Here is a 24,570-nt window from a genome sequence, read left to right on the forward strand (position 1 = left end):
GCCGCACGGTGCGCGACATCACTCCTGCGTGACGTCGGCGCCGAAGTACTTCTCGCTGATCTCCGCGAGCACGCCCTCCTCGCGCAGCTCGGCGAGAGCGTCATCCACCGCCGCCACCAGTGCGTCCTTGTCCTGGGTGAACGCGAAGGCGTTGTACGCCGGATCATCGGTCTCGGCAGCGATCTTCAGCCCCGTCGGGCCCTCGCTGTTCTCGTAGTCCAGGAACGTGAGGCTGTCGTTGATCGTGGCGTCCACGCGCCCCTGCTGCAGGAGGCTCACCGCCTGGGCCCACCCCTCGACCGGTTCGACGTTCGCGCCGCTGTCGGTGGCGAGTTCGTACCAGTTGCTCGTGAGGGACTGCGCCGTGGTCTTGCCGGCGAGGTCGTCGAATCCGGCGATCGAGTCGTCGTCCTCGGTGACGACGATGACCCCGGGCGAGACCGTGTACGGCTCGCTGAAGAGGTACTTCTCCTCGCGCTCGGGGTTGATGGACACCTGGTTGGCGATGACGTCGAACCGCCCCGCATCCAGCCCGGCGAAGATCGCGTCCCACTGGGTCTCCTGGAACCGCACCTCCAGGCCGAGCTTGTCGGCGACCGCTTCGGCGATCTCCACGTCGAACCCGACGAGCTCGCCCGAGGCGTCGTGGAAGCTGAACGGGCGATACGTCCCCTCCGTGGCGACGGTGAGCGTGCCGGCGGTGGCCAGGGCGTAGTCGTCCTCCGCCGCCGGCGACGCACCGGACTGCCCCGCTCCCCCGCTGCAGGCGGTGAGGGCGAGGGCTGCGCCGAGGGCGAGGACGAGGGCGGTCGGGCGGAAGCGGTGCATGGGGGTTCCTGACATGGGACGGCGGTGCCGCTGCGCACGGCGCGGCGTCGAGGGGGACGTTTCAGTACAGCACGAAGGCGGCGGACGGTCGCTGCGCGTTACGCCGCGTTGCTGCGCAATGCCGCCACGATCGACGAAGGGGCCCCACCGGATGGTGGAGCCCCTTCGTGGCGAGCGGGTCAGGCGATGACGTTGACATCCAGCGGGATGCCGGGGCCGAACGTGGTCGACACCGAACCCTTCTGGATGTAGCGGCCCTTCGAGCTGGACGGCTTCAGACGCACGATCTCCTCGAGAGCGGCGTTGAGGTTCTCATCGAGCTGCTCGGCCGAGAACGAGGCCTTGCCGACGATGAAGTGCACGTTGGCGTGCTTGTCGACACGGAACTCGATCTTTCCGCCCTTGATCTCCTCCACGGCCTTGGCCGGGTTGGGGGTGACCGTGCCGGTCTTCGGGTTGGGCATCAGGCCACGCGGGCCCAGCACCTTGCCCAGCCGGCCGACCTGGCCCATGAGCTCGGGCGTGGCGACGGCGGCGTCGAAGTCGGTCCAGCCACCGGCGACGCGCTCGATGAGCTCGGACCCGCCGACCTCGTCGGCGCCGGCCGCAATGGCGGCCTCGGCTGCGGGGCCGTTGGCGAACACGATGACGCGGGCGGTCTTGCCCGTGCCGTGCGGCAGCATGACGGTGCCGCGCACCATCTGGTCGGCCTTGCGCGGGTCGACGGCGAGCTTGAGCGCGACCTCGACGGTCGAGTCGAACTTCTTCGAGCCGGTCTCCTTGGCCAGGGCGACAGCCTCGGCCGGAGTGTAGAACTTGTCAGCCGCGATCTTCTCAGCGGCGGCGCGGAACGCCTTGGACTTGGTAGCCATGTTCGTTATCCCCTCAGTCCTCGACCGTGATGCCCATGGAGCGGGCGGTGCCGGCGATGATCTTCGAGGCGGCCTCGAGATCGTTCGCGTTCAGGTCGGGCTGCTTGGTCTCCGCGATCTGACGCACCTGGTCCTTGGTGAGCTTGCCCACCTTGGTCGTGTGCGGGGTCTGCGAGCCCTTGGCAACACCGGCGGCCTTCTTGATCAGCTCGGCGGCCGGCGGGGTCTTCAGGATGAACGTGAAGCTGCGGTCCTCGTAGACGGTGATCTCCACGGGGATGACGTTGCCGCGCTGCGACTCGGTCGCGGCGTTGTACGCCTTGCAGAACTCCATGATGTTGACGCCATGCTGACCGAGCGCGGGGCCGATCGGCGGCGCCGGGTTGGCGGCACCGGCGTTGATCTGGAGCTTGATCAGGCCGGTCACCTTCTTCTTCGGTGCCATGTGTTTCCTCACTGTCGTGCGCCGGGAGCGGCGCGCTGCCACGAACCAGGCGAATCCTGGCAGTGGTGGGGGGTGTCGTCCCGGTGACGGGCAACTACACAAGTATAGTCGCGGTTCGCACCGGTGGGAATGCGGCGGCCCGAGCCGTACGGTCTCGACAGGGAGGAGGCGCATGCGCATCATGTGGCAGGGGGTGCAGGCCCCCAGCATGGAACGCCTCGCCTTCGTCTCCGACGAGGAGGGCCTGTTCGCCGCATCCGAGGTGCGCACGCCCGACCGTTCCTACTCCTATGACGTGGCCATGGAGGAGGACTGGACGTTCCGGACGCTGGAGGCCGGCGGCGGCGGGGTGCAGCTGCTGCTGGAGCGCACCGCGGACGGGTCGTGGCTGTGCAACGGTCAGCGGCGGCCCGACCTGGCAGAGGCGACCGACATCGACCTGTCGTTCACACCGTTCACCAACACGCTGCCGATCCGGCGCCTCGCCCTCGCCGTCGGCTGCTCCGCCGACATCGTCACCGCCTTCGTCGCGCCGGACCTGACGGTCACCGCCGACCCCCAGCGGTACACGCGGGTGGATGACCGGCGCTACCTCTACGAATCCCGTGACAGCGATTTCGAGCGGGAGATCACCGTCGACGACGACGGGTTCGTGGTCGACTACCCCGGCCTGTTCCGCCGGCTCCCCGTGTGACCGACGGGGCGGGCGGTCACGTGCGGGGGTCGAGGGCGTAGGTCACCGCGAGGGTGCCCTTGCTCGTCGAGGCCACGCCGCGCAGCCGGAGCTCCCGCGGGGCCGGCAGCGCGCCGAAGAGGCGCTTGCCCTCGCCGAGCAGGAGCGGATGCACGAACAGGCGCAGCTCGTCGACGAGGCCGGCGGCCATCAGCTGCCGGGCCACGTCGCCGCTTCCCAGCACCACGATGTCGCCGTCCATACGCGCCTTCAGCGCCTGCACCGCGTCGTCGAGGTCGCCCGCCAGAGGCACGGACCCCGCCCACGCGAGCTCCGGCCGTGTCCGGGTCGCGACGTACTTGGGCGAGCCGTTCAGGCTCGCCGCCATGGGGTTGGCGTCGGGCTGGGACGGCCAGAAAGCGGCGAGCTTGTCGTACGTCTTGCGGCCGAACAGGTACGCCGACGTCGACGTCATGCCGTCGGGATCCATGACCTCGTGCAGCACGTCGCCGTACCTCTGTCCCCAGCCGCCGTGGGCGAAGCCGCCCTCCGTGTCCTCGTCGGGCGACCCGAGCCCCTGCATCACCCCGTCCACGCTCAGGAATTCCACCGCCACCAGGCTGCTTACCATCTGTCTCTCCTCTCGTTATGCTCCGATCATGCTCGCCGCCATGCCGCCGGAGCTTGAAGGAAATCGACCCGCGGCCCAGCCGCGCACGCGGGTGACGCGGCACCGTCCGCACCCGCATCTGCAGGGCCTGGTGGCCGGGATCGTCGGCTTCCAGGAGCGGGCGCCGGTCCCGCTGGAGCGACGTCAGCCCGCCGGGGCGCTGCTGCCTCTCGTGCTCTCCTTCGGCGATCCGCTCGAAGTCACTGCGCTCTCCGAGGGAGAGGGCACGGGCACGTACTCGTCCTTCGTGGCCGGCTTCATGACCGGCCACACCGCGACGCGGTACGTCGGGACGCAGCGATGCGTGCAGGTGTACCTGACCCCCGAGGGCGCTTACCGCCTCCTCGGCATCCCCGGGCGCGACCTGGCGCGCAGAGTGGTCGGCATCGACGACGTCGCCCCCTTCCTCGGCGGCCCCCTCCCGAGCGCCTCGAGGCCGCGGCGACCTGGGCGGAGCGGATCGCACTGGTGGAGGGCGAGCTCCTCGCGGCGCTCGCGGACTCCGCGGAGCCGGACCCCCTCGTCGACTGGATGTGGGACCGGATCCGCCGCTCCGGCGGCCGGGCCCGCATCGGCGATCTGGTCGCCCGCACCGGCTGGAGCCACCGCCACGTGACCTCCCGCTTCGCGCGCCGGTTCGGCGTCAGCCCCAAGGCTGCCGCCGGCGTGGTGCGGTTCGAGCGCGCCGCCGCCGAGGTGGGGCGCGTACCACTGCCGGACCTGGCGGTCCGCCACGGCTATGCGGATCAGAGCCACCTCACCCGGGAGATGCTGCGCTACGCCGGCGAGCCGCCCGGCCGGCTCGCGGCCGGCGGCCACCCCACGGCGTACACGGCTCTGGGGACCAAGCCTCGCTGAGGTCGCCGTGACGGCACGTCACCGCGACGGCGGCGAGGTGTCACGGTAGGTCGCCACGAGGTGCGCACCGATCTGCACCAGCTCATGGCGCACCTCCTCGGGCTCGATGACCTCGACCTCCGCACTCCACCCCGCGAGCTGCTCCGCGAGAGCCCGCGCGCTCTGCGCCCGCACCTCGACCTGCACGCGTCCGCCGGCGGCGCTCTCCCCCACGACGGCGTACTGACCGAACCACCGGCAGAACGCCGCGACCACCTCGGGCCCCACCGCCACGGTCGCCGCGACCGCTCCGCGCCGGGCGTCGACGACGGCCACCATCTCCTCCCACGCCCGTTCGGGCGAGAAGTCGTCGGGCGCACGGCCCGGCTCGCGCAGCACGCGCAGTTCCCGGATGCGGTCGATGCGGTACGTCCGCACCCGGGAGGTGTCGGCCACCCCGGTACCCGGACGCGGGGGTGCGGCCAGCACGTACCAGAGGTCACCGCGGCGGCCGACCACCAGTGGGACCAGCGCGACCGGCTCGCGCCCCTCACGGTAACCGAGACCGACCAGCTTGCCTGTCGCGATCGCCTCCTGCAGCAGCTGCGCGTGGGCCGGGGCCTCCGCTGCCGGGTCGTCCCGCCCCCACGGCCCCTCGTGCACGGTGGCGGCGATGACCCGCTCGGCGGCGTCGCGGAACGGGCGCGGCAGGGCCTGGAGCATCTTCCGCTCCGCCCGCACCGCCGCCTCCGATTCGGCGCCGGTGCGGGTCAGGCGCAGCACCAGCGCGAACGCCTCGGGTGCGCTCAGCCCGGTCAGGTCGGTGCGGGCACCGCCGATGAGCTGCCAGCCGCCCCCGCGACCGGCGCGCGGGTAGATCGGCACCCCCGCGTCCAGCAGCGCCTGCAGATCCCGTCGGGCGGTGGGCACCGAGACCTCCAGCTCCTCGGCGAGCTGAGCGGCCGTGACGCTCTCGCGCGCCTGCAGCACGAGGAGGGCCTGGATGAGTCGGTCGGCGCGCATGGTCTCAGGATCCCAGAGAAAGTGATCAATAGTTGATCACTTCAGCCGGAAGAGTGGAGTCATCGACTCGACAGAAGGAGAACGACATGTTCCGCGGACTGGCAAACCTCAACCTCGTGGCATCCGACATGGACGCCGCCGTCGCCTGGTACTCCGACGTGCTGGACACGCCGCCGTACTTCGTCCGGCCCGAGAACGCTCCCGTCGAGTACGCCGAGTGGCGGTTCGGCGACGATCAGGACGAACTCGCGGTCATGTCCAGCGCGTACCGTCCGGCGCTGCCGGGCCCGGGCGGGGCGATCGCGAGCATCCACGTGGACGACATCGGTGCGGCCTTCGAGCGTCTGCTGGCCGCCGGCGCGGCGCCGTTCGACCCGATCACCCCTCGTGGCGAGGGCTGGTGGTCGGCGTCGGTCACCGATCCCTTCGGGAACCTGCTGGGCCTGATCCAGAGCCCGCACTGGGCCGCGCAGCACCGATGACGCGAAACGCCCCGCCGGCCGGAGCCGAGCGGGGCGTTGTCGCGACGGACGTCAGAGCTTGGTGACCTGGTCGAAGCTGAGCTCGACGGGGGTCTCGCGCTCGAACAGCGACACCAGCACCGTGAGCTTTCCGCTCTCGGGCTTGATCTCGCTGATCGTTCCGGGCAGACCCGCGAACGAGCCTTCCTTGATCGTGATGGTCTCGCCGATCTCGAAATCGACCTCGGCGGGGATGCTGCGGGCCACAGCCTGGCCACCCTTGGCGGCGCCGGCCTTGGCGGGGGCGACCTCCTTGACCTCGACGAGGCTCTTCAGCATGTTGAAGGCCTCCTCGAAGCGCAGGGGCGTGGGGTTGTGGGCGTTGCCGACGAACCCGGTGACCCCCGGCGTGTGGCGCACGACCGACCAGGTGTCTTCGTTGAGCTCCATGCGCACGAGGACGTATCCGGGGATGCGGACACGCGTGACCATCTTGCGCTGGCCGTTCTTGATCTCGACGACGTCCTCCATGGGGACCTCGACCTGGTAGATGTCGTCCTCGACCTCGAGCGTCGACTTGCGCTGCTCGATGTTGGCCTTCACCTTGCGCTCGAACCCGGCGTACGAGTGGATGACGTACCACTTGCCCGGCAGCATCCGCAGGTCGGCGCGGAACGCCTCGTACGGGTCCTCGTCCTCGTCCTCGTCGGACTCGCCCGCTACGGCCGCCGTGTCGTCGGGGTTGACGGTGGGGTCGAAGCCCTCGGGCTCCTCCGCCGCGTTCGCCGGGTCGACGGAGGCCTCGACCTCGTCCACGACGCCTTCGGCTTCGGCGACCTCGTCCAGGAACTCGCGGTCGAGCACCGGCTCGTCGGGCTCGCCGTTCACGTCGGGTCCGTCGTACGGGGTCACGTCGTCAGCCTCCTCGGCTTCTCGCTCGGCTTCTTCATCCGCGAGGGAATCGGTCAGGACCTCCGCGGCGGCTTCCACTTCGGCCGCCTCGTCGATGGTCAGGGCGTCGTTGACGATCGCATCCGCTTCGGGGTCGTCGACTTCGATGTCGTCGTCGCCCAGCGAGTCGTCCTCGTCATCGTCCACGACGTGGATGGCCAGGTGCTCGGCGGGCATGCTGGCACGGTCCTCCGCCGAGAGGATGTTGCCCTCCTGGGCTTCGTCGTCCTCGCTGGACTGCTCGGCGGCCGGCGCCCAGTCGGCGTCGTCGGAATATCTTTCAGACACTTGTGATCTCTTCCGTTGATGGGGCGGGCGTCATGGACGCTCCGCAAGCGCTCACGGCGCGGGTCAGGGGACGGTTCCGCCCGGCACGCCGAACACGGCCGTGGTGACCCACACGAACAGCACGTCCAGTCCGTAGACGAACGCCATCATGACGACGACGAAGCCGAGGACGACCGCCGTGAACTTCAGCAGCTCCGAGCGGGTCGGGGTGACGACCTTGCGAAGTTCCGCGAAGACCTGACGGACGAACACCGCGATGCGTGCGAAGAAGCCGGGCTTCTTCTCACGCGGCACGTCGCGCTTGGCGACGAGCTCGCCGTTCGGTTCATCCTGGACCATCGAACCCACCTGAGTTGCTTTCCGTGTGCCAGCATGCGCCGGCGCGCAGGGCGGACAGGAATCGAACCTGCAACCTGCGGTTTTGGAGACCGCTGCTCTGCCAATTGAGCTACCGCCCTAGAGGCCGCAAGGGCCTCAGGATGCCTGCATTCCGCTGCCGTGACCTATCCGATCGGGATCGACCCGACCGCCGGGCACGGCAAAAGAATGCAGACTTCAACTGCGCAGCAAGTCTACGTCATCCCCCGCACCCTCGCGAACGCGCTCAGCCCTGACACGGCGTGAATACCGCCGTGATCAGGACCGGATCGTCGAAGGTGACAGTCACCACGACGCCGTCCGGCGAGGCCCATGCCTGCTGCCCGGCAACCTCGGCGGCAGGGTCGATGCGGTCCCAGGTGTCGGAATCGAGTGTCGCCGCCACGGCCGCCACGGTCTCCTCGGCGGCCTCGGTCGCCGCCGTGACCGACAGCGTCGCGGTGGCCACGAGCGCGCGCTGTGACCCCTGACCCTCCTCACCGCACGGATGCTCCGTCTCGGCCGCCGGCTCCACGGTGCGCAGCACGGCCGGATCGGCGGCGGCCATCTCGCTCACGAGGTCGTCGAAGACGGCCCTCGCCTCGGCGCGGGCGGTCTCGGGGTCGGGTCCGAACCCGCACCCCGAGAGCGCGAGCACCAGCAGGAGCACGCCGCCCAGCACGGCGGCTCGCGGTCGCCGGATCACGGCCGCACCACCTCCTGCACCTCGAACGCCTCCGGTGCCGGGGCGGACATGGGAACCCCCAGCGCCGCGATCTGCTCGAGGAGCCACCCGTCATGCCACTGCGCGATGTCGCACGGAGCCGACGACAGCTCGTACGCGGTCGCGGGGACGCCGTGCTGGATCACGGCCCGGCAGCTCGCATCGGCTTCGATCTGGACGCGATACGCATCCTGCCCGACGCCGGTCTGCTCGGCGGCGGCGAACTGCGTCGAGAAGCGGTCCCACTGGTACCAGTGCATCGCCTCGTGCACGAAGATCGGCCAGATGTTGGTGCGCGTGGCGCCGGCATCCCACGCGAGGAAGAGGCGATTGCGGAATCTGCTGTCGTAGCAGCCGCCCAGAGCCACCCGGTAGGTCACGTCGGCGGCGGCATACCCGCAGTTCTGGGGGCCGCCGTCGTACACGATCTGCACTGCCGTGCCGCCGATGCCGTCGAGCAGCGCGCGCGCCTCCGCGTCACCGCCGGGCAGGCTCTCACCGCCGGGGTTGGGGGCCGACGCCGCGGGCGCCACGTCACCGCCGCGGAACGCCGCGGTCGACTCCTCCGCCGCCGCCCACAGGGCATCGGCGTCGCGGAAGGCGGCGCGCTGGGCCTCGATCCGGCCGGCGAGGTCGGCGGTGCCCTCGAACGTCGCCGTGACGACGGCCTCCTGCGCGGCCGTGACCGCGCGGTCGGCGAGCGCACGCTCACGCGCGTCGGCCACCAGCCACGCGGAGGCAGCCGCCACGGCGATGAGGGCGAAGGATGCAGCGATCGCGGCGCGCCGCACGGCCCGGCGACGGCGCCATCGGCGGACCCCTTCGGCGAGGGCGCGCGCGACGCCGTCGTCGTCGTGGCGGGCGTGCGTCATCACACCACGCGGATGAGCTTCTTGTTGACGAACTCGTCGGCGCCCAGGAGCCCCAGCTCGCGGCCCGTGCCGCTGCGCTTGACGCCACCGAAGGGAAGTTCGGGAGAGTCGGCCAGGACGACGTTGACGTAGACCATGCCCGCCTCCAGCCGGTCGGCCACGCGCTCGGCCTGCTGCGGGTCGGTCGTGAACACGTACGAACCCAATCCGAAACCGGTGCCGTTGGCGACGGCGACCGCCTCGTCCTCACCCGAGACGCGGTAGACCACGCCCACGGGCCCGAAGAACTCCTCCCGGTAGGCGTCCATGTCGGAGGTCACCCCCGTGATCACGGTCGGGGCGAAGAACGCGCCCTCGCGGGTGCCGCCGGTGACCACCGTCGCGCCCTGCGCGATGGCCCGCTCGACCTGCTCCTCGAGCCGTTCGGCCGCCGCGAGGGAGGACAGCGGGCCGAGGACGGTGTCCTCGGCGAGCGGATCGCCCACCTTGGCCTCCGCCATCGCCGCGGTGAACTTCTCCAGGAAGGCGTCGTACAGACCGTCCACCACGACGAAGCGCTTGGCGGCGTTGCACGACTGTCCGGTGTTGTCCAGCCTGGCATCGACGGCGGAGCGGACGGCGGAGTCCAGATCGTCCGTGGACAGCAGCAGGAACGGGTCGGAGCCGCCGAGTTCGAGCGCCACCTTCTTGAGGTTGCGCCCCGCGACCTCGGCCACGGCGGCACCGGCGCGCTCGGAGCCGGTGACCGACACCCCCTGCACCCGCGGATCGGCGATGATCGCGGCGGCCTGCTCGTTGGTCACCCGCACATTGACGTACGCACCCTCGGGGAGCCCCGCATCCCGGTAGAGCAGCTGGAGGGCCTCGGCGGACTCCGGGCACTGCTGCGCGTGCTTGAGCAGCACCGTGTTGCCCACGGCGAGGTTGGGGGCGGCGAAACGCGCCACCTGGTAGTACGGGAAATTCCACGGCATGATCCCCAGCAGCACGCCCAGCGGCGAGCGGCGGATGACCGCGGTGCCCTCCCCGAGGATCTCCAGCGGCTGGTCGCCGGTGATCCGCTCGATGTTGTCGGCGTAGAACTCGGTGATGTCGGCGGCGAAGTCGACCTCTCCCAGCGCCGCCTCCAGCGGCTTGCCCATCTCCCGCACGATGAGGGCGGCGAGGTGGTCGCGCCGCTCACGGTGCAGCTCGGCCACACGGCGCAGGCGCGCGGCGCGCTGGCCGACCGGAGTGTGCGACCACACGCGGAACGCGTCGTGCGCGGCGGCGATGGCCCCCTCGACGCCGGCGTCGGTCAGCGTGTCGTACTCGGCCAGCTTCTCGCCGGTCGCGGGGTTGATCACGGCGTATTCGCTCATGACGATCCTCTCTTCCCTCATCACACAGTCTGCCGCCCGCGGCGCATGCTCGCCGGGGCGTCTTTGGACAGGGTCTCACCGCGGAAGAACGCAGGACGGCGGATGGCCTGCCAGATCATGATCACGATGCCCAGGCCGATGATCCCGACGCCCAGCACGAACACGCTCCCCACGCCGAACCACGCCGTGCCGCTGCCGTAGTCGGGGTCCAGCGATTCGACGAGGGTGAGGACGAACAGCGCGGCCAGGATGACGCCACCCACCAGCGGGAACAGCAGCGTGAAGACGAAGCTGCGGGCGGAGTCGAACCACTGCCTGCGGAAGTACCACACGCACGCGAACGCGGTGAGGCCGTAGTAGAAGCAGATCATCATGCCGAGCGTGGTGATGGTGTCCCACAGCACGTTCTCGTTGATGAAGCGCATCACGACGTAGAACGCCGACGCGACGACCGCCGAGACGATCGTGGCGTAGCCGGGGGTGAAGAACCGCGGCGAGACGCGCGCGAACGCCGGCGGCAGCGCTCCGTAGTGGCCCATCGCCAGGAGCGTGCGGGCCGGACCGACGAACGTGGACTGCAGCGACGAGGCCGAGCTGGTCAGGACGGCCAGGGACACGAGGAAGGCCAGCGGGCCGAGGATCGGGCCGCTGAGGTAGAAGAAGACGTTTGCCTGGATGTCGGGGTTGCCCAGCCCCAGCTCGCCGGTGCCGGTGCCGGCGAAGGCGAGGAGGGCCACGGAGATCAGCAGGTACAGCGTCACGATCGTGATGACGGTGACGGTGGCCGCGCGCCCCGGGGTCTTCTCCGGATTGCGCGTCTCCTCGTTCATGGTGAGGGTCACGTCCCATCCCCAGAAGATGAAGATCGACAGGGAGAGCCCCGCGACGATGGCGAGCGTCGGAGTGACGGCGAGCGGGTTGAACCACGACAGCTCCACGGGGCTCGCGTCGAACGCCGAGCCGTTGGCGACGTGGACGAACGCGGCGACGGAGAACACGATCAGCACGAGCACCTGGAAGCTCACCAGGACGTACTGCAGCTTCTGGGTCGTCTGCATGTCGCGGTAGGAGACGTAGGTGGCCGCGAGCATGAACAGCAGGCACACGGCCACGTTGATGAACGGGTTGAAGGCCAGCTCGGCGATCGTCCCGGGGCTGCCGGCGATCTGGTCGATCAGGAGGAACAGGAACTCCACCGCGATGCCCGCGAGGTTGGAGAGCACCAGGATCGTGGCCGCGACGAGGCCCCACCCCGCCATCCAGCCGATCCATGGGCCGAAGGCGCGCGCGGCCCACGTGAAGGACGTGCCCGAGTCGGGCATGTTCTTGTTCAGCTCGCGGTAGCCGAAGGCGACGAGGAGCATCGGGATGAACCCGAGCAGGATGATCGCGGGCACCTGGAAGCCGACCTCCGAGACGGTGGGGCCCAGAGCGGCGGTGAGGGTGTAGGCGGGGGCGATGCACGAGATGCCGATGACGACGGCCCCGAGGAGACCCACGGTGCCGGCCGACAGGCCTTTGCGTGACAGGCCGCCGGTGGCCGCCGGAGCGGAAGCGGATGGGGCGCGTTCGGGAGCGGTCATGCCCGCTCTCCTTCCTCCGGGCGCGTGCGGGGCACGACGATGAGCGGGACGGGCAGCACGCGCAGCATCTTCGCCGCGGTGGAGCCCAGGAACAGACGGCGGGGCTGGGCGAGGCGGCTGGAGCCGACCAGGGCGATCTCGGCCGGGTCCCATGCGAGATCGGCGACGGCGTCCTCGATGCCCTCCCCTCGGGCGATGACCGCCTCCGAGGGCAGGCCGGCGGGCAGCTCGGCGCGCGCGGCATCCAGAACCTGCTGCGCGTGCCGGGCCCCCGCGATGCGGATGGCGCCGGTGTCGAGCCCGGCGGGCAGGTCGATCGTCTCGACCGAGAGCAGGCGCAGCGGCACGGATGCGGCGACGGCGAGCGCGACGGCCTCCTCCAGCAGCACGTCCGCACCAGGACGTGTGCCCACCGCGGCGGTGACGCGCGTGAGGCCGGCGGCGGGGTCGATGTCGCGCGAGCCCTCGGGGGCGAGGACCACCGGCACGTCGGCCGAATGCAGCAGCTCGGACGCGACCGAACCCAGGAAATGGCGACCGCGCAGCCCGCCGTTGGCAGCCCCCACGACGAGGAAGCCTGCGTCCAGCTGCCCGGCGGCGATGACGAGCCCCTCGGCGAAGGACTCGGCGTACCGGACCGATCCGCTGACCGTCATCGCGTCGCCGACGAGGCCGCGCGCCTGCGCGAGCCACTGCTCCGCCTGGTCGCGCACGAGCCGGGCGTACCCGGCGGCGGGCGGCGTGATGACGCTGCGCGATTCGTCGGGCAGCACGATGACGATCTCCAGCGGAGCATCCGTTGCCCGGGCCAGTCGTGCGGCCACGGCCAGCGCGTCGGCGCCGGCGTCGGTGGCGGTGTACCCGACCACCACGGGCCGGGTCATGCGCGGGCCTCCTCGACGATGGCGTGCGCCGCCAGCCGCCCCATCCGGATGGCCCCGTCCACGTGCTGGTAACCGGCGCCGGCGAGGTCGCTGCAGGCGAGGTGGATGGGGCCGACCGGGGTGCGCAGATCGGCGCCGTAGCGGGAGAGACCGCCGAGGTCGAAGCTCGCCGCGTACGCGCCGCGCGTCCATTCCTCCGCGCCCCAGTCGCTCTCGTAATAGACGACGGGGTTCTTCGCCTCGGGGCCGTAGTAGTGCGACAGCGACTCGAGGATCCGCTCCTTGCGCTCGGCCGCGCTCAGCCGGAAGAGGTCGTCGGCGTTGCGGTCGGAGACGAATCCCACGAGCGTGCCGCGGGGATCGCCGTGGATGGAGTTGTCATACGCCTCGTGCGACAGCTCGTACGGGCTGAACGCGGTGCCCGAAAGGCCCTGCTCCCGCCAGAAGGGCCGGTCGTAGACGGCGTGGACCTTGATGACGAAGCCCATCGAGATGTGCTGGTGCATCTGCTGCTGCAGGCGCGGAAGCGGTGGGTCGAACGAGATCCGCGGATACAGCACCGGGGCCAGGGCGAGGATCGCGAAGCGAGCCCGCACCGTCACGTCGTCGGTCACGGCCGTGACCCCGCCGTCCTCGTCCCACGCGAGCCGGCGCACCGCCTGGCCGAGCAGGACGTCGTCCCCCAGCCGTTCGGCCAGCAGCAGCGGCACCTGCTGCAGACCGCCGACGACACGCTTGTCGAGGATGAAGTCGGCGTCGACGAGGTTCGAATACGACCCGGCGGATGCGGCCATCAGGAGCGACTGCAGGAGCGAGAAAGCGTGCGTGGGCTTGGTCAGCATCGCCGAGCCGGTCGCGAACGCGAGGTTGCGCACCGCTTCGTCGTCGTCGGTCTGCGCGCGCAGCCACGCGTCCCACGAGATCGCGTCCCACTCATCGGCCTTCGGGTGCGCCCAGGGCCGGTCGGGGTCGATCTCGGCGACCATCGCGTCCAGGCGCTCGGTGATCTCGCCGATGACGCGCTCGGTGTCGGGCGAGACGGGGAAGACGTCTCCCGTGAAGCGCACGGCCGCGCCATCCGGGCCCACGTAGACGCTGTCGCCGTCGCGGTGGCGGCTGTAGGTCTCCAGCCCCAGCTCGGCGAGCGTGTCGATGAGCGCATCCTGGTCGGGCGAGACCCACTGCCCGCCGATCTCGAGCATCGCGCCGTCGATCACGTCGGTCCACAGCCGCCCGCCCACGCGGTCGCGCGCCTCCAGCACCGCGACCGACAGCCCGGCCTTGCGCAGGTCGTTGGCGGCGGTCAGCCCGGCCGCGCCGGCGCCTACGACCACGACATCTCTCGTCAGTTCCCTCATCGTCTCCTCCTCACCTCTCGTTCCCCCGCCGCCGTGCGCCATCACACGGTCGCCAGCACCGAGGCCAGCACGTCCAGCCCCTCGTTCAGCAGGTCGTCGCCGATCGCCAGCGGCGGCAGGAACCGGATGACGTTGCCGTACGTGCCGCATGTCAGGACGATCACGCCCTCCGCGAGGCAGGCGTTCGCGACGGCGGAGGTCAACGCCGCGTCGGGGGCGCCGGTGGCGGGGTCGACGAACTCGGCGGCGACCATGGCGCCGCGACCGCGCACGTCGCCGATGCGCGGGTCCTGCTCCTGCAGCGTGCGCAGGCGCGCCTGGAGGATGTCGCCGAGATCACGCGCGCGCCCGGCGAGGTCCTCCGTCTCGTACACCTCGATCGCCGCCAGCGCCGCCGCGCACGCGATCGGGTTGCCTCCGTAGGTGCCCCCGAGGCCCCCGGCGTGCGCGGCATCCATGATCTCGGCGCGGCCGGTCACCGCCGCCAGGGGCAGTCCGCCGGCGATGCCCTTGGCCGTCGTGACGAGATCGGGGACGATGCCGAACAGGTCGCTCGCGAACATCGCGCCCGTGCGGGCGAAGCCGCTCTGCACCTCATCGGCGATGAACACCACGCCGTTCTCGCGGCACCACTGCGCGAGCGCGGGCAGGAACCCGTCGGCGGGCACGATGAAGCCCCCCTCACCCTGGATCGGCTCGATCAGCACGGCGGCGAGGTTGTCGGCGCCGATCTGCTTCTCGATCACCGAGATGGCCTTGGCGGCCGCATCCGGGCCGCTCAGTCCGTCGCGGTACGGGTAGGACATCGGCGCGCGGTACACCTCGGAGGCGAACGGGCCGAAGCCGCTCTTGTACGGCATGCTCTTGGCCGTCAGCGCCATCGTGAGGTTCGTGCGGCCGTGGTAGGCGTGGTCGAAGGCGACCACCGCCTGCCGTCCGGTGTGCTTGCGGGCGATCTTCACCGCGTTCTCGACCGCCTCGGCGCCGCTGTTGAACAGCGCCGACTTCTTCTCGTGGTCGCCGGGGGTGAGCCGGTTCAGCGCCTCCGCCACGGCGATGTACGACTCGTAGGGCGAGATCATGAAGCACGTGTGGGTGAACTGGGCGGCCTGCGCCTGCACCGCGGCGACGACGGCGGGATGCGCGTTCCCCACGGTGGTCACGGCGATGCCCGATCCGAGGTCGATGAGGGAGTTGCCGTCGGCATCCACCACGACCCCTCCCCCCGCGGCGACCGCGGCCACCGGCACGGTGTGCCCGACACCGGAGGCGACCGCGGCGGACTTGCGCGCGAGCATGTCCTCCGAGCGTGGGCCGGGAAGGGCCGTGACCAGGCGCCGCACCTGAGGCAGGGTGGGTCCGCCGAGGGGGATCGCAGGAGTGTCGATGATGCTCATGATCGCGATCGTAGGGACGCCGGGGAACGGCCTGCACTCACCATCATGTACATTCGGCACCATCGCCTGTACGCCGCGGCGAGCTGTGACGTGGAGAGGACCGGGAACGTGGTCGACCCCTCGGCATCCACCGCCACCGTACGGGCGCTCCTGTCCCGCGGCGATCTGAAGCTCCGCCTGGCGATCCCCGAGGCCGCACTGGATTCCTCGGCGCTGGATCGCGCGGCCCGCTGGGTCCACAGCAGCGACCTCGCCGACCCCACCCCCTTCCTCTCCGAAGGGCTCGTACTCCTCACGACCGGAACCCAGTTCGCCGAGACGCCCGACGACGAGCACACCCACCGCGCCTACGTCCGGCGCCTGCAGGACCGCGGGGTGGTGGCACTGGGATTCGGCAGCGAGGTCGTGCGCGACGGCATCCCGCCCCTGCTGCAGTCCGCGTGCCTGGATGCGCGGCTCCCTCTGTTCGAAGTGCCCTACCGCACCCCGTTCATCGCCGTCGCGCGCGCGAACGCGGAGGCCATCGCCGCCGAGTCGTACGCGCGGCGCACGTGGGCCCTCGCCGCCCAGCGCGCCGTCGCTCTGGCAGCCCTGCGCCCGGACGGCCTGGACGCCACCCTCGCCGAACTCGCGCGCCAGCTGGGGGCATGGGTGGGGCTGTACGACGCGACGGGCGATCTCCGCCGCGAGCATCCCGCCGGGCAGCTGGATGCGGCCACCCGCGACGGGCTCGACGCGGAGGTGTCGGCCGTCGTGCGCCGCGGCGCACGGGCCGGCTCGGCGCTGCACGTGGGCGACACCCCGTTCTCGCTGCAGACCCTCGGCCGCGGCGGGCACCTGCGCGGCGTGCTGGCGATCGCTTCGGGCCACCTCGACGCCGAGAGCCGCGCGGTCGTGACCTCGGTGATCGCGATGGCCGGGCTCGCCCTCGAACAGAACGACGGGCTCCAGCGCGCCCAGGGCGTGCTGCGTGCGGGCGTGATCCACGCCCTGCTCGCCGGCGACGTCGCCCTCGCCCGCCGGTTCGTGCGCGAACTGGGGGGCGCGCTTCCCCCCGCGCCCACGGCGGTCTGCGTCGTGGAGGGCACTGCGGCCACCCTGGACAACGCCGCGGAGTGGCTCGCCGTGATCGCCGCCACCGACCCGGTCGTCTTCGGGCGGGGCCCGGACGGTCTCGTGGTGGCCGCCACGCCCGACTCGCCGCTGGCCGACGAGCTCGTGGACCGCTTCCCCGTGCGCGTCGGGGTCTCCGCGCCCGCCGCCTGGGCGGAGTTCGCCCGCGCGCACGACCAGGCGCGCGCCGCCCTGCGCCGCCAGCGCGGCGCGGTCGCGCGTTTCGGCGAGACCGCCGCATCCGGTGTGCTCGGGGCGCTGGACAGCGACCTCGCCCGCGTGCTTGCCGCAGCATCCCTCGCCCCGCTGACCGACCACGACGCCGCCCGCGGCACCGAGCTGCTGCCCACGCTGCGGGCGTGGCTCGAGCACGACGCGCGCATCGACGCGGCCGCCGCCGCCCTGGGCGTGCACCGGCACACGGTGCGCACGCGCATCGCCCAGGCCGAATCCGTCCTCGGCAGCGACCTGTCGTCGTTCCCGGCTCGCGCCGAGCTGTGGGCGGCGCTGCAGGTGTCCGGGCTCTGACCCTCCACCGCGAAAGTGCACCACCTCGGCGAGAGTGCACCGGATCCGGTGCACTCTCGCCGGGTCGATGCACTCTCGCCGTCGCGGCGGGCGGTCAGGCGGGCCGGCGGAACTCCTTCATGCGACGCATGTAGGCGCGCACGCGCGTCAGGCCGAGCGGCACGGGCCAGTCGTCGGCGCGGAAGTACGCATCCGTCCCCCCGTCGACGAAGATGACCGCCCCGCACAGGAAGCCCGCCGAGGGACCGAGCATCATGAGAACCCAGTCCGCGATCTGGGCCGGGTCGCCGAATCCACCGACCGGCACGGGGAAGCTCTCGATCGCCTTGGCCTCCTCGGGCTCGGAGAGCTGCTTCTGGAGCAGCGGCGTGAGGATCGCACCCGGGGCGATCGCGTTCAGACGGATGCCGGCGCCCGCCCACTCCGCCGTCACCGCGTTGCGGCGCATCCAGCGGGTCACGGCGATCTTGGATCCGGCGTAGACCATGGCCGGTGCATTCTTGCCCATGCGCCGGGCGGCGCGGATGGCCCGCGCGCGGTCGCCCTTCAGCAGCGCCCGCACGACACCCCCAGGCACCGCCGGGACCGTCGTCGTGGAGTTCGACGAGAACACGACCACACGTGCGTTCCCGGCGGCGGCGAGCGCCGGACGCCACGCCTCCAGCAGCTCCACGACACCGGAGTAGTTGACCGCCGCGATGAGTTCTTCACGGCCCGGCATCGGCCCCACCCCGGCAGCCAGGACGGCGCCGTCCAGACGCCCTCCGGCGCGCTCGAGCACGGTCCGTCCGGCGCTGGCACGTCCCTCGGCGGTGGAGAGGTCTGCGACGACCTCGGCCTCGCGCAGGTCGACGCCGATCACCTCGTGGCCGGCCTCGCGCAGGCGACTGACGACCGCGGCCCCCATCCCCGATGCGGACCCGGTCACGACATACGTACCCATGATTCCTCTTTCCGACGCGCGGGCGATTCTTTATGTCACCCTCTGCCATAAATAGTACGCTTCCGGCATGAGCGCGACCACTCCCGCCCGGCGCGGTCGGCCCCCCGTGGTGGACCGCGACGCCGTCGCGCGGGAGGCGATCGACCTGTGGTCCACGCAGGGCTTCGCCGCCACGACCTGGGATCAGATCTCCGAACGCACCGGCGTGAGCGTGCGCACCCTCATCCGCCGCTTCGGATCGCAGCCGGCGATCCTCGCCCGCCCGATCGAGGCGGCCACCGATCGGTTGCGGGCGGCCCTGCGCGCCGCCCCCGCCGACGCGGACCCCTCCGACGTCGTGCACACGGCGGTCGTGGCCTCGGTGTCGGAGGACGATGCCGTGCGCGCAGGGGGCCTCCCCTGGGTGCGCGTCGTCGCAGCCGAGCCGCAACTGCAGGCCTGGCTGCGCACGGCTTATGCGCCGTGGATCACTGAGCTCGCCGCATCCATCCGAGCGCGGGTGCCCGACATCGACGACGACACCGCGTACGCCCTCGCCTGCGGATTCGAGGCCGTCGCCAACGCGGCGATGCAGGCGTGGGCGCGCGCCGGGGGCACCGACTCCCCCGCCGCCCACGTCGGCGCGGCGGTCCACCGCTTCCGCATCGGCTGAAGGCTCCGGGCGGGCAGGAGGACAATGCTCGCCATGACCGCATCCCGCTGGACGCCACTGGCCCTCGTCTATCTCGCCCTCGCCGTCGTGGGGCTGGTCGCGACCTTCACGCTGAACGCGTGGTCGGTCGTGCAGGCGCGGGACTACCTCGGCGACCTGGTGAACTCGGGTCCGGCCGTCGCATCCATCGGCACCGACCTGCTCGTCGTCGCCATCGCCGGATGCGTCTTCCTCATCGTCGAGGCGCGGCGCCTGGGGATGCGGCGGGCTTGCGTGTACATCCTCCTGTCGGCCGTGACGGCGTTCGCCTTCACCTTCCCGCTGTTCCTCGCGATGCGGGAGCGGCGCCTCCAGCGCGGTGTCCCCGGCGCCTCTCCTCCGTTCAGAACTCAGGAGACACGCCGGCGCGGCACCCCCGGCGGACCCTCCGGAGACGGATTCTCCTGAGTTCTGAACGAGGACGGCGGATGGCCGTGAACCGTGGGACGCTGGCAACACCTGCGCGGGGGCGTGGCCGGTCATCCGCGCGGTCGCGGAGGCGGTGGATGCTGCGCTGACGTGACGCTCGCCCGGGCATCGCATCCCGGTCGGAGCATCCCGCCGAGGTCGGAGAATGCGAGCCGGATGCTCCGACCTCGGTGCGATTCTCCGACGCGGGTCAGCCGCGCGCGGCGGGCGTCAGAGCACGCCGGACTCGGTCAGACCCTGTACCCGCTCCTCGGAGTAGCCGAGCAGGTCCCGCATGACGGCGTGCGTGTGCTCGCCGAGCCCCGGTGCGGGAGCGGACAGATCCACCGTGCTGCGGGAGAAGACCACCGGCAGGCCCGATCCGTACAGACCGTCGAAGTGGCCGAACTTGGGATGGACGAGCGGCACCACCTCGCCGCGCGCCACGACATCGGGATCCCGGACGGCCTCGGCGGTCGTGCGCACCGCGGCGGAGGGCGCGCCGTGCGTCTCCAGGGCTGCGAGTGCCTCTTCGAGTGTGGTCTCCGCGGCCCAGCCCGCGATGAGAGCGTGGAGGCGGTCGGCGTTCGCGACGCGGGCGTCGCGCGTGGCGAAATCCTCCGCCTGCAGCAGGTCGGGGCGTCCGATGGCCCCCAGAACGCCGGCGGCGAACTGGTCGGTGGGCGCGCAGATGGCGAACCACCCGTCCCGCGTGCGGAAGGTGCCGAACGGCGCCAGACGGGGCACGTACGCACCGGTGCGCAGCGGGAAGCCGACCGATTCCAGGGCGTCGAACGGCTCGCAGGCGACGAGCGAGGTGAGCGCGCCGAGCATCGACACGTCCACGTGCTGCCCCTGCCCCGTGCGCTCGACCTCGAGAACGGCCGACAGCGTCCCGATGACGGCGAACAGCGGCGCCACCAGGTCGCCGACGGGCAGCCCGAAGCGGATGGGGCCGTCATCGGGTTCACCGGCGGTCAGCATGACTCCGCTGAGGGCCTGGATGATCGTGTCCATGGCTTTGCGGTCCCCATGGTCGCCGGTCGCACCGAACCCGCTGATCGACGTGTAGACCAGGCGGGGGTTGATCTCCCGCACACGGGCGTAATCGATGCCCAGGCGCCGCGTGACCCCGGAGCTGTAGTTCTCCACGAGGATGTCGGCGTTGCGGACGAGATCGAACAGGACCTCGCGGCTGTCGGGATGCTTCAGATCCAGCGTGAGGCTCTCCTTGCCGCGCCCGCGCAGCATCATCGACACCGACATGTCGTCGGGTGAGGTGCGCTGCAGGCTCAGCCCGTCGGCCCCGACGTACGGGGAGTTGTTGCGCGAGGAGTCGCCCCCGCGGCCAGGGTTCTCCACCTTGATCACGCGTGCGCCCAGACCCGCCAGCAGCAGGGTCGCGTAAGGCCCCGCCAGCGCAGAGGTCAGGTCGATCACGGTCTTGCCTTCGAGCGGTCCGCTCATACTCACCCCGATGTGTTCCGCGACAGTCACGGGCGTTCGTTGCCACGTTTGTCGATGCCGCCATAGTATCAAGGAACTTGATTAAGGAGTTTCATGAGCATCCGCATCGCAGCCGTCGGCGACATCGTCCTCCAGTACGGCGATCCCGATCCGTACTTCGTCGCCAGTGCCCCCGTGACCCGCGCGAGCGACGTCGCCATCGGGCAGATCGAGGTGCCGCACACGACCGAGACCGCCGTCACCGCGCTCACCGTCCCCTCGCCGCCCTCTGACCCCGCCCACCTGCGCGCGATGGCGGATGCGGGCTACGACATCGGCACCGTCGCCGGCAACCACGTGTTCGACCTGGGCACCAAGGGAGTCCTCGACACGCTCTCGGCGGCGCACGAAGCGGGCATCGTCACGACCGGCACGGGCGCGAACCTGGCAGCGGCAATGGTGCCCGCCATCGTCGAACGCAAAGGCGTGCGCGTCGGAGTCCTGAGCTTCAACTGCGTCGGCCCGCGGGAGTCCTGGGCCACGAGCAAGAAGGCCGGCAGCGCCTTCGTCAAGGTGCTCACCCACTACGACCTCGACGACCTGAACCCGGGCAACCCGCCCCAGGTCTACACCTTCGCCGATCGGCGGTCGCTGCAGCAGATGAGCACCGCGATCGAGTCGCTCCGGCGCGAGGTCGACGTCGTCGTCGTCGCCCTGCACAAGGGATACGGCCACACTCCGGCCCGCATCGACGATTACGAGTACGAGATCTCCCACGCCGCCGTCGATGCCGGCGCCGACGCCGTCGTCGGGCATCACTCGCACATCATGCGGGGCATCGAGATGTACCGCGGCAAGGCGATCTTCCACGGCCTGGGCAACTTCGTCACCGTCACCGACGCTCTCACCCCGAGCCCCGACAGCGACTCCGAAGAGCTCAAGGCCTGGGCGCGGCGCCGCGTGGAGATGTACGGCTTCTCCCCCGACCCCGACATGCCCGGATACCCCTTCCACCCCGAGAGCCGCAACACCGCGATCGCGATCCTCGACGTCGACGAGAGCGGCATCCACGCCGGTTTCATCCCGTGCTGGATCGATGGCGACGCCGCCCCCGTGCCCCTGGCCCGCGGCGAGCGCGACTCCGTCGCCGACTACATCGAGGACATCTCCCGCCGGGCAGGACTGCAGACCCGCTTCGAGTGGGAGGGTGACGTCGTCCGCGTGTCATAAGGGCGGCACGACGACCGCCACGCCGAAACGGCAGGCCCCCGCATCGGGGACCTGCCGTTTCGCATGTCGGTGCCGTGGTGGAGGCGGTGCCCCCACCACGGCACGAGTCACTCGGCGGGCTGCCAGTTGTACTCCGGCTCCGGACCCACCGGGAGCATCACCGGGTTCTGCGGCGACGCCTTGACGTTGGTCACCTTCGGGCCGACGTAGTTCACGAAGTACTGCGTGAGGATCGGGACGGTGACCGCGACCTCCTGCCAGCGCTCGCTCATGCGCTCGTACACGGCCTGACGCTCGTCGCCGGTGAGCCCCAGGCTCTCGGCGTACAGCTTCTCCATCTCCTCGTCGAGGAACCCGAACGGGTTGGACATCGTGTCGACGCTGCGCAGATCCGCATACGCGTTGCCGACGCCGCCGTTGCTGGCCCACAGGACCGCCTCGTACTGCTTGGACTCCGCCTTCTCGGCGAAGGAGGGGATGCTGGTGGAGTCGACCTCCAGGGTGACCTGGATGCCGATCTCCTCGAGGGCGCTGGAGATGGCCAGCGCGATCTGCGACTGCTGGTCCTGCAGGCTGCTGTCCAGCACCGTCATCTCGAACCCGTCCTCGTACCCGGCTTCGGCCATCAGGCGACGGGCCTCTTCGAGGTCGAACTCCCACCCGATGTCGTCGTTGTACCCGGCGGTGCCCTCGACCACGAGCTGGTCGCTGGCTGACATGTGCTCGCCGCCGAGCGCGTTCACGATCGCCTCACGGTCGATCGCGAGGGCGATCGCGGCGCGCACCCGCTCGTCGGCGAGGGCGGGGTTGACCTCGCCCCCGACGTCGGCCAGTCGCAGCGCCCAGTTGTAGAACGGCGCGGACACGATCTCCAGGCCCGCCGACTCGGCCGCCGACGCCAGCAGCGGGCTGCCGAGCCCGAAGTCGATCTGGCCGGTGGATGCGGCGTTGAGGACGGCGTTCGGATCCGTGATGACCTGCACCTTCACGCGATCCCACATCTGCGCGTCGGGGTTCCAGTAGTTGGGGTTGCGCTCGTAGATGTACTCCGAGTCGGGCACGGACTCGTCCGCGTCGTACGTGTACTGGCCGGTGCCGTCCATCGTCTGCAGCAACGACGCCGGGTCGGCCAGGCCGTCGGGGCCGATGATGTTGCCCAGCATGATCGTCTGGGTGAGCGACATCGGCGCATCGGCGAACGGCGCGCTGTAGGTGATCCGCACGGTCGAGTCGTCGACGGCTTCGACGGCTTCGATGGGACCGACGCGCGGCATGTTGCCGCCACCCTTGGCGACGAAGTACTCCATCGACGCGACCACCGCTTCGGGGGTCAGGGGCTCGCCGCTGGCGAACTCCACGTCGTCGCGCAGCGTGAACTCGAACACGCTGTTGTCGTCGTTGGTGAACTCCCACTCGGTGGCCAGCGAGGGCTGCAGACTGCCGTCTGGCGCCTGGTAGATGAGCGGGTCATAGGCCAGCACCGTGAAGACCGAGCCACTCGCCGTCCCCTGCAGCGCAGGGTCCAGGCTCATGGGGGCTCCTCGGAACTGCAGGACCAGCTCTTCTCCGCGCTCGCCAGTGGCGCCTCCGGTGCCCTCTCCGCCCTCATCGGCGGTCGGGGTGCACGCGGCCAGGCCTGCCACCAGGGCCAGGGCAGCGACGATGCTGCCCGCTCGTCGGAGCGCACCGCGGCGGCGCGGTCGTTGTTGTGCTGTCATATCGTGTCCACCTTCGTGTTGTCGCGGGAATGGCGCGGTTCGGGTTGAGCCGTGCCGTTGATCTCGTCCAGGAACAGCCGCACTTCGCGGATGAGCCGCTCGGGGATCTCCTGGGTCATGAAGTGCCCCTCGCTCTCGAAGAACACCGCCTTGGAGTCGCGGACGCTCATGACACCGCGCAGGGACGACTCCGGCGAGACGATGCCGTCGCGCATGCCTGCGAGCATGAGGGTCGGAACCCGGACGGTGCGCAGGATCGCGGCGAGCTCGTCGTTCGTCTTGGCCTCGGGGAAGGGCATCCCCTGGTTGATGCGCGATTCGTCCTCGTCACGGGTCAGGGTCGTGGCCACCGCCGCATCCAGGAACCGGTCGCGCTCCGCACGGCGCTCGACCTCGTCTTCGTGCAGCCAGCCGCCGAGCTTCTCCAGCTGCGCGCGGATGGAGCCGGTGTCGCCGGCCAGGCGCGCGCGGATGACCTCGCGGCGCCCTTCTGAGGAGTCGGTCACCCCGAAGCGGTCGTGCGGGGTGCCCACGACGGACACGAAAGCCTTCAGGCGGTGCGGGTTGCGCACGGCGATGTACCATCCGATACCCGCGCCGTGCGATGCGCCGGTGTAGACGAATCGGTCGATCCCGCGGGCATCGGCGAAGGCCACGACGTCATCGGCCCAGCGCGTCAGCCAGCCTTCGCTGGGCGGCTCGCCTGCGCGAGTCGAGCGCCCGAACCCGCGCGCCTGGATCGTGTAGACCTTGTAGCCCGTGGGCGGTTCGGCGAGGTCTTCGGGGTAGCCGGTGCCGGCGAAGCCCATCGCGCACGACAGGATCGTCTCCGGTGCGTCGTCGGGGCCGTACTCGTCGTACCAGAGCTCGGCGTCGTCGATCGTCTGCAGGGGCATGCTTCTCCTCGGT

The 24,570-nt window shown here is 70.8% G+C and carries 25 protein-coding genes and 1 tRNA gene; 7 read left to right on the forward strand and 19 right to left on the reverse strand.

Annotated elements, in window-relative coordinates:
* Window positions 1–18 precede the first annotated feature (18 nt).
* The 3 genes from F6J85_RS13560 to rplK form a co-directional block, all read right to left on the reverse strand.
* Window positions 19–828, reverse strand: coding sequence for an amino acid ABC transporter substrate-binding protein (locus tag F6J85_RS13560; RefSeq protein ID WP_150925746.1), 810 nt, complete (start codon window positions 826–828; stop codon window positions 19–21).
* 179 nt (window positions 829–1,007) lie between these two features.
* Window positions 1,008–1,700 carry a 50S ribosomal protein L1 gene (gene rplA, locus F6J85_RS13565; protein ID WP_150925748.1) on the reverse strand — a complete coding sequence of 231 codons (693 nt, stop codon included), beginning with the start codon at window positions 1,698–1,700 and terminating at the stop codon, window positions 1,008–1,010.
* A 13-nt stretch (window positions 1,701–1,713) separates the two neighbouring features.
* Window positions 1,714–2,145: a 50S ribosomal protein L11 gene (gene rplK / locus F6J85_RS13570; RefSeq protein ID WP_135068513.1), complete on the reverse strand. Its 432-nt coding sequence runs from the start codon at window positions 2,143–2,145 to the stop codon at window positions 1,714–1,716.
* Window positions 2,146–2,317: 172 nt separating this feature from the next.
* Between rplK and F6J85_RS13575 the strand changes: the two genes are divergently transcribed.
* Window positions 2,318–2,839, forward strand: coding sequence for a putative glycolipid-binding domain-containing protein (locus F6J85_RS13575; protein WP_150925750.1), 522 nt, complete (start codon window positions 2,318–2,320; stop codon window positions 2,837–2,839).
* 16 nt (window positions 2,840–2,855) lie between these two features.
* Here the strand turns inward: F6J85_RS13575 and F6J85_RS13580 are convergent, their stop codons facing one another.
* On the reverse strand, window positions 2,856–3,449 hold the full coding sequence (locus F6J85_RS13580; protein WP_150925752.1) for a dihydrofolate reductase family protein: 594 nt from the start codon (window positions 3,447–3,449) through the stop codon (window positions 2,856–2,858).
* Window positions 3,450–3,956: 507 nt separating this feature from the next.
* Here F6J85_RS13580 and F6J85_RS13585 point away from each other — a divergent pair.
* Complete coding sequence (locus tag F6J85_RS13585) at window positions 3,957–4,346, forward strand: helix-turn-helix domain-containing protein (RefSeq protein ID WP_191906616.1); 390 nt, start codon at window positions 3,957–3,959, stop codon at window positions 4,344–4,346.
* 18 nt (window positions 4,347–4,364) lie between these two features.
* Here the strand turns inward: F6J85_RS13585 and F6J85_RS13590 are convergent, their stop codons facing one another.
* On the reverse strand, window positions 4,365–5,348 hold the full coding sequence (locus tag F6J85_RS13590) for a helix-turn-helix transcriptional regulator (protein WP_150925756.1): 984 nt from the start codon (window positions 5,346–5,348) through the stop codon (window positions 4,365–4,367).
* Window positions 5,349–5,434: 86 nt separating this feature from the next.
* On the opposite strand from F6J85_RS13590, the gene F6J85_RS13595 reads away from it, so the two are divergent.
* The gene (locus F6J85_RS13595) at window positions 5,435–5,830 is read left to right on the forward strand and encodes a VOC family protein (protein ID WP_150925758.1); all 396 of its coding nucleotides are present in this window, start codon (window positions 5,435–5,437) and stop codon (window positions 5,828–5,830) included.
* Between the two features lie 51 nt (window positions 5,831–5,881).
* Here the strand turns inward: F6J85_RS13595 and nusG are convergent, their stop codons facing one another.
* The 10 genes from nusG to gabT form a co-directional block, all read right to left on the reverse strand.
* Window positions 5,882–7,048, reverse strand: coding sequence for a transcription termination/antitermination protein NusG (gene nusG / locus F6J85_RS13600; RefSeq protein WP_150925760.1), 1,167 nt, complete (start codon window positions 7,046–7,048; stop codon window positions 5,882–5,884).
* A gap of 63 nt (window positions 7,049–7,111) precedes the next feature.
* A complete protein-coding gene (gene secE / locus F6J85_RS13605) occupies window positions 7,112–7,387 on the reverse strand; it encodes a preprotein translocase subunit SecE (RefSeq protein ID WP_150920009.1) in 276 nt (91 codons plus the stop codon).
* Between the two features lie 46 nt (window positions 7,388–7,433).
* Window positions 7,434–7,506: transfer RNA gene (locus tag F6J85_RS13610), tRNA-Trp, on the reverse strand.
* 146 nt (window positions 7,507–7,652) lie between these two features.
* A complete protein-coding gene (locus F6J85_RS13615) occupies window positions 7,653–8,111 on the reverse strand; it encodes a hypothetical protein (RefSeq protein ID WP_150925762.1) in 459 nt (152 codons plus the stop codon).
* Complete coding sequence (locus F6J85_RS13620; protein WP_150925765.1) at window positions 8,108–9,001, reverse strand: hypothetical protein; 894 nt, start codon at window positions 8,999–9,001, stop codon at window positions 8,108–8,110. Before F6J85_RS13620 ends, F6J85_RS13615 begins: the two co-directional genes overlap by 4 nt.
* Window positions 9,001–10,362 carry an NAD-dependent succinate-semialdehyde dehydrogenase gene (locus F6J85_RS13625; RefSeq protein ID WP_150925767.1) on the reverse strand — a complete coding sequence of 454 codons (1,362 nt, stop codon included), beginning with the start codon at window positions 10,360–10,362 and terminating at the stop codon, window positions 9,001–9,003. The genes F6J85_RS13620 and F6J85_RS13625 overlap by 1 nt, the downstream gene beginning before the upstream one ends.
* Before the next feature lie 20 nt (window positions 10,363–10,382).
* A complete protein-coding gene (locus F6J85_RS13630; protein ID WP_150925769.1) occupies window positions 10,383–11,945 on the reverse strand; it encodes an APC family permease in 1,563 nt (520 codons plus the stop codon).
* Window positions 11,942–12,829, reverse strand: a complete 888-nt coding sequence (locus F6J85_RS13635; protein ID WP_150925771.1) for a universal stress protein — start codon at window positions 12,827–12,829, stop codon at window positions 11,942–11,944. The genes F6J85_RS13630 and F6J85_RS13635 overlap by 4 nt, the downstream gene beginning before the upstream one ends.
* Window positions 12,826–14,187: a flavin monoamine oxidase family protein gene (locus F6J85_RS13640; RefSeq protein ID WP_150925773.1), complete on the reverse strand. Its 1,362-nt coding sequence runs from the start codon at window positions 14,185–14,187 to the stop codon at window positions 12,826–12,828. The genes F6J85_RS13635 and F6J85_RS13640 overlap by 4 nt, the downstream gene beginning before the upstream one ends.
* A gap of 41 nt (window positions 14,188–14,228) precedes the next feature.
* A complete protein-coding gene (gene gabT / locus F6J85_RS13645) occupies window positions 14,229–15,584 on the reverse strand; it encodes a 4-aminobutyrate--2-oxoglutarate transaminase (protein WP_150925775.1) in 1,356 nt (451 codons plus the stop codon).
* A 108-nt stretch (window positions 15,585–15,692) separates the two neighbouring features.
* Here gabT and F6J85_RS13650 point away from each other — a divergent pair, with 108 nt between their 5' ends.
* Entirely contained in the window at window positions 15,693–17,225 is a 1,533-nt protein-coding gene (locus tag F6J85_RS13650) for a PucR family transcriptional regulator (protein ID WP_238706962.1), read from the forward strand.
* A 94-nt stretch (window positions 17,226–17,319) separates the two neighbouring features.
* On the opposite strand, the gene F6J85_RS13655 is transcribed toward F6J85_RS13650, so the two are convergent.
* On the reverse strand, window positions 17,320–18,168 hold the full coding sequence (locus tag F6J85_RS13655; protein ID WP_150925779.1) for an SDR family oxidoreductase: 849 nt from the start codon (window positions 18,166–18,168) through the stop codon (window positions 17,320–17,322).
* 67 nt (window positions 18,169–18,235) lie between these two features.
* Here F6J85_RS13655 and F6J85_RS13660 point away from each other — a divergent pair, with 67 nt between their 5' ends.
* Window positions 18,236–18,820 carry a TetR/AcrR family transcriptional regulator gene (locus F6J85_RS13660; RefSeq protein ID WP_150925780.1) on the forward strand — a complete coding sequence of 195 codons (585 nt, stop codon included), beginning with the start codon at window positions 18,236–18,238 and terminating at the stop codon, window positions 18,818–18,820.
* Between the two features lie 33 nt (window positions 18,821–18,853).
* Complete coding sequence (locus F6J85_RS13665; RefSeq protein WP_150925782.1) at window positions 18,854–19,267, forward strand: DUF2834 domain-containing protein; 414 nt, start codon at window positions 18,854–18,856, stop codon at window positions 19,265–19,267.
* A gap of 231 nt (window positions 19,268–19,498) precedes the next feature.
* Here the strand turns inward: F6J85_RS13665 and F6J85_RS13670 are convergent, their stop codons facing one another.
* Window positions 19,499–20,734, reverse strand: coding sequence for a CaiB/BaiF CoA transferase family protein (locus F6J85_RS13670; RefSeq protein WP_150925784.1), 1,236 nt, complete (start codon window positions 20,732–20,734; stop codon window positions 19,499–19,501).
* A gap of 93 nt (window positions 20,735–20,827) precedes the next feature.
* On the opposite strand from F6J85_RS13670, the gene F6J85_RS13675 reads away from it, so the two are divergent.
* A complete protein-coding gene (locus tag F6J85_RS13675; protein ID WP_150925786.1) occupies window positions 20,828–21,943 on the forward strand; it encodes a CapA family protein in 1,116 nt (371 codons plus the stop codon).
* Between the two features lie 107 nt (window positions 21,944–22,050).
* Here F6J85_RS13675 and F6J85_RS13680 read toward each other — a convergent pair whose 3' ends face one another.
* Together F6J85_RS13680 and F6J85_RS13685 are read right to left on the reverse strand one after the other, a co-directional pair.
* Entirely contained in the window at window positions 22,051–23,661 is a 1,611-nt protein-coding gene (locus F6J85_RS13680; protein ID WP_150925788.1) for an ABC transporter substrate-binding protein, read from the reverse strand.
* On the reverse strand, window positions 23,658–24,557 hold the full coding sequence (locus F6J85_RS13685; protein WP_150925790.1) for an alpha/beta fold hydrolase: 900 nt from the start codon (window positions 24,555–24,557) through the stop codon (window positions 23,658–23,660). The genes F6J85_RS13680 and F6J85_RS13685 overlap by 4 nt, the downstream gene beginning before the upstream one ends.
* Window positions 24,558–24,570: the final 13 nt, after the last annotated feature.

The sequence above is a fragment of the Microbacterium lushaniae genome (assembly GCF_008727775.1).
GTDB lineage: Bacteria > Actinomycetota > Actinomycetes > Actinomycetales > Microbacteriaceae > Microbacterium > Microbacterium lushaniae.